Here is a 9,777-nt window from a genome sequence, read left to right as displayed (position 1 = left end):
CTTGAATTTTATTTCCTATTTATTAAATAAAATAAATTTGTTACAATAAAGAAGACTGAATATTTAGTCGTTTGAGAAAAAAATTATCTGCTCAGCTATCACTGCAACCGGTCATTTGGCCGGGTAACCTACTTAAAAAAGCAAGGAAATGTTAACTTCGCAAATATGGGAAGCTCAAAAGTCAAGGCTGAAAGCTCAAAGTAATACGGGAAAAGATGTTCAAGGTTCTATGTTCAAAGTTCAAGGTTTAAGGCCCAAATCCCAGAACAGAAAATTCAAGGCAGATGGCCAAAAGCTTAAAGAAATTTGAAGAAAAAGCGTCCGTCGTTCAGCGAATACTTTTATTGGACAGGATTTACCGGATTACCTGGATTCTTGTGCCTTTCTTCCCCATGCTTGTCTGCTTGCTTATATGCAGACAAGCATGGGGAAGAAAGGCACAACCCAAATCGTCCTTCGGACGGAAGTTTTACTTTTTGCCGAAGGCGGATTGAAATTGCTCAGAGGCCCCTGGAGCATGAGCAAAAAACTTGCAAATCCTGTTAATCCTGTCAGACAAAAAAACTGAAAGTCCGAAAATAAGCTCAAAGCGCAAAGGTAAAAGAGTTTCAAGCTGATGGCTCAAAGCGTAATAGAATGTATATAATGGAGAAAAGGGGGATGTCAAGAGATTTTATAGGAAAAAAAATAAACTCGTAGCTCAAAGCTGAAAGCTCAAAGGGTCAGGAAAAGAAAGTTTGGAGTGAGAAGTGGAGAGATAATAGCATGTAAGATAAAACTTATAGGTTAATACTTACAAAAAAAAATTTATGACAAATAAGTTCGGGGTCGGGAGTTCGGAGTTTGGAGTAAAAGACGGGGGGCATGAGGCATGGGACAGGATCAAATTCAAAAATAAAAGTTCAATGATTAAAAGTGATTAGAATAGAACCCAGGATTCCGATAGACTTGAGGAGCGCTGAGGCAATGAACTAGGTCAGGGGAGGCGACCGAGGGGTGAGGGTTTTGCTGGCCAAAATCAGCTTTACATTTTTCCACTACATTGTTATAATTCATACATGAAAGTAGCGGAAAAAGATAACGCTGTTCGCGGCTTGCTCGAAGAGGAATACCGGCGTTGCCGCGATATTCTGGCTGCCCTCTCGGAGAAGATCGCGAACTATCCGAAGGGGTCGCTCAATGTCCGAAAAAAAGTGTACAAAGGTAAAGTGTATGCCTACCACTATCTTGTCGTCCGCGAAGATGGCCGGGTGGTCAACCGCCATATCTCAGCAGCGGAGTTCTCAAATCTGAAGCGAAAGCTCGACGACCGCGACAAGTACCGGAAGGAAATACAGGCGTATAAAAAACGTATTGCATATCTGGAGCAACTCCTCCTGATGCCGCGCCGGCGGGGAGAGCCTAAGAAATGAAGATCTTGCGCATCGACTTTCCGCCTCCGATCGGTGGTCTTCTCCGAACCCTGAGCGAGGTCGGGTTCTTCGACCGCTCCTTACTCATCGGCAGTTGGGTCATGCTGATCTATCAAGAATTGTATGGCGTCCGCTATCTGTTGCGCACGTTCGATATCGACTTCGCCGTCCATTTCGTTCACCCGCAAAAACAGATCCGTGCTGACCTCGAACGGCTGATCACCGATCTTGGTTTCGTCGATTTCATAGCTGGCGAAGGGGTGCAGAAATTTACCGCTGCCGGCTACGAGGTTGAATTTATAGTACATCGTCCAGGTGGAAGAGAGTTCGGCGCCCTGACCGTCCGGGAATGGAATATCAATGCTCTACCACTTCCCTTCATCAACATTCTGACTGGTTTCTCCGAGACCTTAGAAATCGATGGCTTCTCCCTCCGCATTCCGATCCCCGAAGCCTACTTCATCCATAAGCTGATTATCGCTTCCAGACGGCTGACCGCCGAGAAGCGTGGGAAGGATTTTGAGCAATGTGCAGTGCTTATACCGGTACTTGAAGAGGAACGACTTCTTCGAATTATGGAAATCCAGCGGTTCGGCAAGGAGACCAGGCAGGTCCTCGCCCGGTCCTGCGACGCAATCGGTTTTCCACTACAAAGACTATTTTTTAAAAACATGTAGTGGAAAATATCGTTATAAACCAACCCAGGTTCTTGCCAAAAGAAATGTTATTCGGGGGTTCGGAAGCAAAAATAACAAATTTTGGTCAATTATTATCCATTATTAAAAGTAGTTACCTATGCAGCCTCCAAATGAATCTTGGCGTTGAAACCTGATTTTCGCAACTGCTCTTCAACGGCCACGGCAACAAATTGTGTAACGGAATATCCCAATTCCTCAGCAAATCTTTTCGCCCGTTCAACAGAAACCGGCCTTCTCCCTTTTTCAATATCGCAAAGCATCGCTCTTGATATTTTCATCCTTCGGGCCATGTCCGTCTGTGATATCTCATCGGCCTGTCGAATGGACCAGATCATTTCCCCAAATGTCAAAGGGCCGCCGGAAATATCCTCCAGAAAGGCTTTGGCTTCGCTTTTCTTTTTAGTAATCATGTTTTGAGACCTCTTCTATATTTATAAATGCTTCCCGGTATTGATTACGAATAGTATATATGGCCCGGTAGCTTTTGCTCAACCGGATTGAATGCTGCCCTCGACGTTTTCCAAATAAAGGCTCATCATGGTATCCCCCACATTTTCGCACCTCTTCAAGTCCTTCTATTTCAACAGCGTCAACCCAAGTCAACAGCTTTCTTACAATAAACATCGGCACTTTTCTTAAATCTTTTTTGGCTGACCCGGAAATTATGACTTTTTTAATGGCCATTTAAAACCATTGTACCCTTATTTGGTGTACGTTTCAATGAAAAAATCAAGACTTTTTTAGTGGGGACAAAAATTAGCCCAAGTCGAAGGATAAAAGGCATAGGGGAAAGGGAAACAAAAGTTCGGAGTTCGGAGATAGGTCAAAAATACAAAAAGATTAAAAATTAAAATAAGTTAAGGAAAGGACTCTCGGGGTTTGGGGAAGGGGGAAAAGAAGCTCAAAGCTCAAAGCTGAAATCTCAAAGGGTGGGGGGAGGGATGGTTCGGAGTGAAGAGTTCGGAGTTCGGCGAGGTAGGATTTAAAGTTTAAAGTTCAGGGGGAATAAAGTTTAGAGTTCGGGAATGGGGGGTAAGGGCTGTAGGAGAAATAATGTTCAAAGTTCAATGTTAAGGCCAAATCTTAGAACCCAAAAGATCAAGGAAGAAGGCTCAAAAGATAAAAAAGCGTTCAGGGTTCAGCGTTCGGCCCAGAGGGCCTCCCCCCGGTGGGGGTTCGGAGAATGGGAAACTTTCAGTTCTGAGGAATGAGTTCGAAGTTCGGAGACCAAACTAAAAAAATAAGGTATTTTGTTTAATCTTCAAATCTCAAAAGTCTGGAAGGATTTTAAAAACCTTTTTTCCCTGGAAACGGTAGGCAGAAAAACCGCGAATATCGAGAGTAAAAACTTCGCTGATACCGGTCTCTTCAGAAAGGCAGACCAGGGTCGCATCTGCAAAATCCATTGGAACATCTCGATATTTCTCCATCAGGGCAGAGGACCTTGAAAGACTATCTGTCGATTGGGGGACAAGAATTGCCCCGCCTTTCAGAATGAATTCGATGGCCGCCTTTTGCCCTTTTACGGATGGACCGAGAAGGTAAATGGTTTCGGTTAGAACCGGTTCTGAGGTTAATATTTTGCCCCTGAAAGATTTAAAAAAATCAGCACACTTTTGGTGGTTGTTTTCGCTTTTGTCAAGTAGAGCCACAAAAGCACCGGTATCGAGAAGCAGGCTACGCATGTTTCTTGAACTTATTTACAAGATATTCTCTATGGGCCTCCCCAAGATTGGGAATTCCGCTCGATACGGAGCCGATCAGACCTTTTACTTGGTCATAGGGCTTTGATTCATCCAGTCCATCGATTTCAGAAATAAATTTTTCAAGAGCCAACCGGACGATATCGGAACGCTTACGCCGGAGTCTTTTAGCGACGCTGGTGATCTGTTCATGAAATACTTCGTCGAGCCTGACGGTTATCTGTGATTGCATGATTTCCCCCCAAATCTTATTGGTTTGTAATATAATGCATTGCAATGCAATTTTCAACAATAAAAGAAACAAGTATCGGGCATGGGGCATAGGCATTGTAGAAAGGCCAGAGGTAAAAGGGGAAGCCGTTTTAGTGCTCAGCGTTCGGCGTGAAGTCACCACCTGGTCGAATAATTATTTCTTGACATCATATCTATATGGACATATTATAAGATATATTTAATTAATAATTGTTATATCTATAAGTAATTATTTAATTATTTCATATTTATTTAGGGACATCAATGAGGACATACGAAAAGACACATTCTTGGTTGACTTTTCAACTTGACCTAAGATTAATTGAATTTACAACCTGGATATCCTTAGGGGAGGCTCAATCAAAATGTGAACATATTTCGGGCGTCCCTCTCAGGCCTAAGGTGGCCGAACAACTCCATATGGTGTATTTAGCTAAAGGTGTTTTAGCCACCACGGCTATAGAAGGTAACACCCTGACAGAAGCTGAAGTCATTAAACATCTTGAGGGTAAATTAAAACTGCCTCCTTCAAAAGAATATTTAGCCAAAGAAATCGACAATATCATCACGGCTTGTGACAAGATTACGACTGACATCCTAATTCATAACAAAGCGGAAACTACCGTCGATAAAATAAAAAATTATAACAAACTCGTCTTAAATGGCTTGTCTTTAGAAGAATCAATTGTTCCTGGTGAGGTGCGAAACTATTCTGTTGGTGTCGGCGGATACCGTGCAGCACCGGCGGAGGACTGTGAATTCCTTCTTCACAAACTATGTTTATGGCTAAATGAGTTTCAAATTCCGGAAAACAACCGAATAGTCTTCGGTATTTTAAAAGCCGTTATCGCCCACATCTATTTTGTCTGGATTCATCCCTTCGGGGATGGAAATGGCCGAACGGCCAGATTAATCGAATTCCAAATTTTATTAGAAGCCGGCGTTCCAACACCCGCCGCCCATTTATTAAGCAATTTTTATAATCAAACCCGCACCGAATACTTTCGACAACTGGATAAAACCACAAAAATGAAAGGAAATATCTCGGATTTCGTAAAATACGCCACGAATGGTTTTGTCGATCAACTAAGAGAACAGTTAGATATTATACGTCGTCAACAATGGGATATAGTCTGGCGCAATTATGTTCATGAAATGTTCAGGGATCAAAAGTCCGAGACCGCGATCCGCCAAAGGCGTTTAGCCTTAGATCTGTCATTATCAACGGAAGACCCCATACGCCTATCTAAGATACCTGAAATCAGTATCCGCATGGCCACAGCTTATGCTAAAAAAACCAGAAAGACCATGGTTCGAGATGTCAATAAATTGATCAGTATGGGACTCATGGAACGAACGAAAGAAGGGATTCGGGCCAAGCGGGAAATCATTTTGGCCTTTTTACCAGCAAGGAAATTTATTTCGTAAATTCCCCACAAGCTGAAGCTCAAAGGGGGTAATTAAGTTCGGAGTGAAGAGTTCGGAGTAGTGAGAAGAAGAAAGGCAAAATGCATGAGGCGCGAGGCGCGAATCTCCGAATCTTCTAAGTCCTTATAAAAGTCTTCTGTTAGGGTCTCAATGTCTTTGAAAGTATTGGGGGATTCTTTTCCCGATAATGCCTGTGATCTCCTTTACCCTCGGCCCCGATATTCCTGGCCGACGAGTCCTACAGGCCAGAACTGATTGGACGAAATTTTTAATTGACATTTTTAGATTTTGCTCCTATTTTCAAAAAACCGATATGATTGATTGGTCAGTCAATGGCAACGGAGAAGGATTGAAAAGAATAAAGGCCATAACTCGATATTAGAGGAATTTCTTTTTTGGACGCAGATCGACTCGGATCGGCAGAGAGCCGATCATGCAGATTACTCTGAATGCGGATTGCAGAATGCGGATTGCGGATTTAAACCCATTCCAAAATCCGAAATCCAAAATCCAAAAAGAATAGGGATCTCCGGGAATCGGCGAAAATCGGCGTCCTAATTTAAAAACGGGGTAAAGCGCAACCAACCATAAGGAGGACTGAAATGGGCAAAAGGATTTTGAGGACGAAACTCTGTGACATTTTGGGTATTGAATATCCGATTCTCTGTGCCGGTATGGGACCTAGCCTGGTGGGCGAAAAAACGGGGACCCCGAAAGAACTGGTCGTGGCCGTTTCCGAAGCCGGCGGGCTGGGTGTGCTGGGCGCCTCCGGTTTCACGGTGGAGGAAATGCGCAACGAGATCCGGGCCATTAAGAAATTGACGGATAAGCCCTTTGGCGTGGATTTACTGCTTCCCAGCCAAATCGTCGAGGCCGGCGATCAGGTCCAGAAGGGGCCCCAGGAGATCCCCCTGGCCGAGTTGATCAAGTCCCTGCCCAAAGCCCATTATGACTGGATCATGAAGGTCAAGGAGGACCTGAAGCTCCCGGAGATCGAAGCCCTGGCCAGGATCGACTCCACCGTCTACCGACCCCATGCCTCCGTTAAGGTCTGCATCGAGGAAGGCGTTCCCCTCTTCTGTTCCGGTCTGGGGAATCCCGGTTTTATGGTTCCGGAGGCCCATGCCGCCGGCATGAAGGTCCTGGGCATTGCCGGAAATACCAAAAACGTCCGGAGGATCGCCCAGTCCGGCGTCGACCTAGTGGTGGCCCAGGGATACGAGGGCGGCGGTCACACCGGACGGATCGGCTCCATGGCCTTATGGCCCCAGTCCGTCGATGCGGCCGCGCCCACACCGGTCCTGGCCGCCGGCGGTGTCGGAGACGGCCGGGGCATAGCCGCGGCCCTGGCCGTCGGCTGCGTGGGCGTCTGGGTGGGCACCCGGTTTCTGGCCTCGAAGGAAGGCGGGGCCTTGGACGTCCAGAAAGAGACCATACTCGAAGCCACCGATGAAGATACCCGGCGGACGTACCTCTACACCGGCAAGACCTCCCGGGCCATTTACAACCGGTTCCACGACCTTTGGGAGGCTTCCGGACTGGACCCGCTGCCTTTCCCGACCCAGGTGATCTTTGCTTCGGCTTTGGCGGACATGTTTAACAAGGCCCGAAAAAAGGAATTCATGGGGCCTTTCTCGGGCCAGGTTTCCGGGCTCATCAAAGAAATCAAACCGGCGGCCCAAATCCTGGCGGACCTGGTGGAGGAAGCTGTGGACGTACTGACCCGGAGGCTGCCGGCCAGCGTTGTGGCCGGCTGAGACCGGGAATCCCTGGCAATTTCTTTAACGGAGAAAAATCCTTGACTTCCCCGGTCTGTTTGAGATATCTAAAACAAAAGACCGTTGCAAGTTAAAGGTCGGTCGCATAATCTTTTCTCAGTCAAAATCCCAAGGGTAAATAAAAGGCTTTGGTTGGGAGCTCCACATCTTTCAAAAAAGACGAGGCTTTCTCGCTCGCAAAAAGTTCGTTCAAAATTCCCTCTCGGGTTGATCCAAACGGGGATCGATCCATCCATTTATGTTTCTCTGGATTTAAGGCATTTCAATAACAGATCGTGTCGTTTCAGTGTCTTCAGTTTGTTGACGGGGCTTTAATTTTTTTCAAGTTACAGATGTTGCTGGCATTGTAAAAAGTCTCTCAGTCGTCATTCCGGATTCCGTCCCGAAGGGGCCTCCACCCCAGAGGGCGGAAGCCGGGGACCAAACCATCGAACCTGGATTCCGGCTTTTCGCCGGAATGACGGAAAAAGGCACCATGGGTCTGATCAATGAATTCATCCAAACCATTTTATCCGGCATATCGATCGGCTGCGTCTATGGACTGGTGGCCCTGGGATTTGTTTTAATCTTCAAGGCCACGGAAGTCATCAATTTTGCCCAGGGCGAACTGTTGATGCTCGGGGCCTTCCTGTGCTACACCCTGATCACTTTCCTTAATTTTCCCTACTGGGCGGCCTTATTGGTGACCATTATCCTCATGGGTCTTTTCGGGTTGGTACTCGAAAGGACGGTTTTACGCTCTCTGGTCGGAGAACCGGTTTACGCCATTGTCATCGTGACCATCGGGATATCTTTTTTCCTGAGAAGTGCGGTCAGCATGATTCCCGGCTGGGGGACCGACACCTATGGCTTTCAAACCCCCTTTACCGAGCAATATGTCCGAACGGGCCAATTGGTCCTTTCCTGGGAGCAGTTGTCGGTCATTATGATCGCCGCCATCCTGATCGTGATCCTTTTTTCCTTTTTTCGCTATACCCGGGTCGGCACGGCCATGCGGGCCACCTCTCAAAATCAATTGGCCGCCGTTTACATGGGCATCAGCGTGACCAGGGTTTTTTCTCTCACCTGGACGATCGCCGCGGTTTTGGGCGGCATCGGAGGCATACTGTTGGCGCCGATCACCTTTGTTCACATGAACATGGGATTTATCGGACTCAAGGCCTTTCCGGCTGCAGTCCTGGGCGGGTTCCGCAGCCTGCCCGGGGCCATCGTCGGCGGGCTCATTATCGGCATCACGGAAAGTCTGGCCGGCTTTTATCTGCCCAAAGGGTGGAAGGATGTCGCCGCCTGGATCATCCTGATCGGGGTTTTGATGATCAGGCCCCAGGGGTTGTTCGGCATTCAAGAGAAGAAAAAGGTGTAACCCCCATGCGCTTTTTAATGAAGACCAAGTATTATCAGGATATCCGTCTCTTTAAATACCGCAGCACCTTTTTCTGGTACCTGGCCCTGGTCGTCGGTTGCTTTGCCCTGCCGTCGTTGCTGGATGACTATCTGATTTCCCAGATGACCTTTATCTGTATGTACGCGGTGGCCGCCGTTGGCTTAATGCTGTTAACCGGTTATACCGGGCAAGTCTCCATGGGGCACGCCGCCTTTTTCGCCATCGGCTCCTATACCTCGGCCATTCTCACCGCCCACGGCGTTCCCTTTTTAGCGGCCCTGCCAATGGCCGGGATTTTCGCCGGTATGGTCGGGGTTTTCATCGGCCGCCCGATACTTCACCTGACCGGTCTTTACTTGGCTATTGCCACCATGGGTTTTGCCTTTATCGTGGATGAGGGGCTGGTCCGCTGGGAAAGCCTGACCAAGGGAAACATGGGCTATTATTTAAAGCCCCCCAACATCGGCCCCCTGGTCTTTGATACGGAAATACGGTTTTATTATTTAGCCTTCGTCGTTTTGATCCTCACGCTCCTGGCGGCCAGAAATATTCTGCGGGCACCCCTGGGCCGGGCCATGATTGCCATCCGCGACAGTGAGGTGGCCTCCGAGGCCATCGGGATCAACCTGGCCAGGTTCAAAACCATGGCCTTTGCCATCAGTGCCTTCTTCACCGGAATTGCCGGGTGTTTGTACGCCCATAAAGTACTCTTTATCAACCCGGAAAGCTACACCATCTTTCTCTCGGTGGAGCTGTTGGCCATGGTCATCATCGGCGGGCTGGGCAGTCTTCATGGGGCGGTTTTCGGAGCGGCCTTTTTTATCTTTCTTCCCCAGTTGATCATCATGACCAAAGATTATTTACCGGTCTATCTTCAGAAACAGACCGGTCTGGAACCGGCCCTCTTCGGACTATTGATCGTTCTGGTCATGCTCTTCGAACCCCTGGGGATTTATGGCCGGTGGTTAAAGACCAAATTTTATTTTGAAATGTTTCCCCTCTACAAGAAGGATTCCTTTAAAAGAGAAAAGAAATATCAGAAGGCAGAAAGGCATTAGATGGCATTTTTTAAGGCTGAAAACGTTTCCATCTCTTTCGGCGGGCTCCGGGCCTTAAACGGGG

10 protein-coding genes are annotated in these 9,777 nt (G+C 47.3%); 6 read left to right on the top strand and 4 right to left on the bottom strand.

Annotated features, from left to right (window positions below; genetic code table 11):
• The first annotated feature begins 1,058 nt into the window (after window positions 1-1,058).
• Together HY879_21095 and HY879_21090 are read left to right on the top strand one after the other, a co-directional pair.
• Window positions 1,059-1,412: a hypothetical protein gene (locus HY879_21095; GenBank protein MBI5605838.1), complete on the top strand. Its 354-nt coding sequence runs from the start codon at window positions 1,059-1,061 to the stop codon at window positions 1,410-1,412.
• A complete protein-coding gene (locus tag HY879_21090; protein ID MBI5605837.1) occupies window positions 1,409-2,089 on the top strand; it encodes a hypothetical protein in 681 nt (226 codons plus the stop codon). Before HY879_21095 ends, HY879_21090 begins: the two co-directional genes overlap by 4 nt.
• Before the next feature lie 116 nt (window positions 2,090-2,205).
• Here the strand turns inward: HY879_21090 and HY879_21085 are convergent, their stop codons facing one another.
• The 4 genes from HY879_21085 to HY879_21070 form a co-directional block, all read right to left on the bottom strand.
• Window positions 2,206-2,520: a helix-turn-helix transcriptional regulator gene (locus HY879_21085; GenBank protein MBI5605836.1), complete on the bottom strand. Its 315-nt coding sequence runs from the start codon at window positions 2,518-2,520 to the stop codon at window positions 2,206-2,208.
• On the bottom strand, window positions 2,510-2,794 hold the full coding sequence (locus HY879_21080; GenBank protein ID MBI5605835.1) for a hypothetical protein: 285 nt from the start codon (window positions 2,792-2,794) through the stop codon (window positions 2,510-2,512). Before HY879_21080 ends, HY879_21085 begins: the two co-directional genes overlap by 11 nt.
• A gap of 584 nt (window positions 2,795-3,378) precedes the next feature.
• The gene (locus HY879_21075) at window positions 3,379-3,795 is read right to left on the bottom strand and encodes a PIN domain-containing protein (protein MBI5605834.1); all 417 of its coding nucleotides are present in this window, start codon (window positions 3,793-3,795) and stop codon (window positions 3,379-3,381) included.
• Window positions 3,788-4,045, bottom strand: coding sequence for a hypothetical protein (locus HY879_21070; protein ID MBI5605833.1), 258 nt, complete (start codon window positions 4,043-4,045; stop codon window positions 3,788-3,790). Before HY879_21070 ends, HY879_21075 begins: the two co-directional genes overlap by 8 nt.
• 284 nt (window positions 4,046-4,329) lie before the next feature.
• Between HY879_21070 and HY879_21065 the strand changes: the two genes are divergently transcribed.
• The 4 genes from HY879_21065 (at window position 4,330) to HY879_21050 (ending at window position 9,713) form a co-directional block, all read left to right on the top strand.
• The gene (locus HY879_21065; GenBank protein ID MBI5605832.1) at window positions 4,330-5,493 is read left to right on the top strand and encodes a Fic family protein; all 1,164 of its coding nucleotides are present in this window, start codon (window positions 4,330-4,332) and stop codon (window positions 5,491-5,493) included.
• A 602-nt stretch (window positions 5,494-6,095) separates the two neighbouring features.
• Entirely contained in the window at window positions 6,096-7,250 is a 1,155-nt protein-coding gene (locus tag HY879_21060; protein MBI5605831.1) for a nitronate monooxygenase, read from the top strand.
• 505 nt (window positions 7,251-7,755) lie between these two features.
• Window positions 7,756-8,634: a branched-chain amino acid ABC transporter permease gene (locus HY879_21055; protein MBI5605830.1), complete on the top strand. Its 879-nt coding sequence runs from the start codon at window positions 7,756-7,758 to the stop codon at window positions 8,632-8,634.
• A gap of 5 nt (window positions 8,635-8,639) precedes the next feature.
• Window positions 8,640-9,713 carry a branched-chain amino acid ABC transporter permease gene (locus HY879_21050; GenBank protein ID MBI5605829.1) on the top strand — a complete coding sequence of 358 codons (1,074 nt, stop codon included), beginning with the start codon at window positions 8,640-8,642 and terminating at the stop codon, window positions 9,711-9,713.
• The last annotated feature ends 64 nt before the right edge of the window (window positions 9,714-9,777 follow it).

It is taken from the genome of Deltaproteobacteria bacterium (genome assembly GCA_016219225.1).
Lineage (GTDB): Bacteria > Desulfobacterota > RBG-13-43-22 > RBG-13-43-22 > RBG-13-43-22 > RBG-13-43-22.
The sequence above is the reverse complement of the archived record's forward strand: the minus strand, read 5'-3'. Positions and strand labels throughout refer to the sequence as shown.

Bases quoted from the DNA above. Each gene is read 5' to 3' on its own strand.
- HY879_21095 (MBI5605838.1), top strand. From the start codon at position 1,059: ATGAAAGTAGCGGAAAAAGATAACGCTGTTCGCGGCTTGCTCGAAGAG.
- HY879_21090 (MBI5605837.1), top strand. From the start codon at position 1,409: ATGAAGATCTTGCGCATCGACTTTCCGCCTCCGATCGGTGGTCTTCTC.
- HY879_21085 (MBI5605836.1), bottom strand. From the start codon at position 2,520: ATGATTACTAAAAAGAAAAGCGAAGCCAAAGCCTTTCTGGAGGATATT.
- HY879_21080 (MBI5605835.1), bottom strand. From the start codon at position 2,794: ATGGCCATTAAAAAAGTCATAATTTCCGGGTCAGCCAAAAAAGATTTA.
- HY879_21075 (MBI5605834.1), bottom strand. From the start codon at position 3,795: ATGCGTAGCCTGCTTCTCGATACCGGTGCTTTTGTGGCTCTACTTGAC.
- HY879_21070 (MBI5605833.1), bottom strand. From the start codon at position 4,045: ATGCAATCACAGATAACCGTCAGGCTCGACGAAGTATTTCATGAACAG.
- HY879_21065 (MBI5605832.1), top strand. From the start codon at position 4,330: ATGAGGACATACGAAAAGACACATTCTTGGTTGACTTTTCAACTTGAC.
- HY879_21060 (MBI5605831.1), top strand. From the start codon at position 6,096: ATGGGCAAAAGGATTTTGAGGACGAAACTCTGTGACATTTTGGGTATT.
- HY879_21050 (MBI5605829.1), top strand. From the start codon at position 8,640: ATGCGCTTTTTAATGAAGACCAAGTATTATCAGGATATCCGTCTCTTT.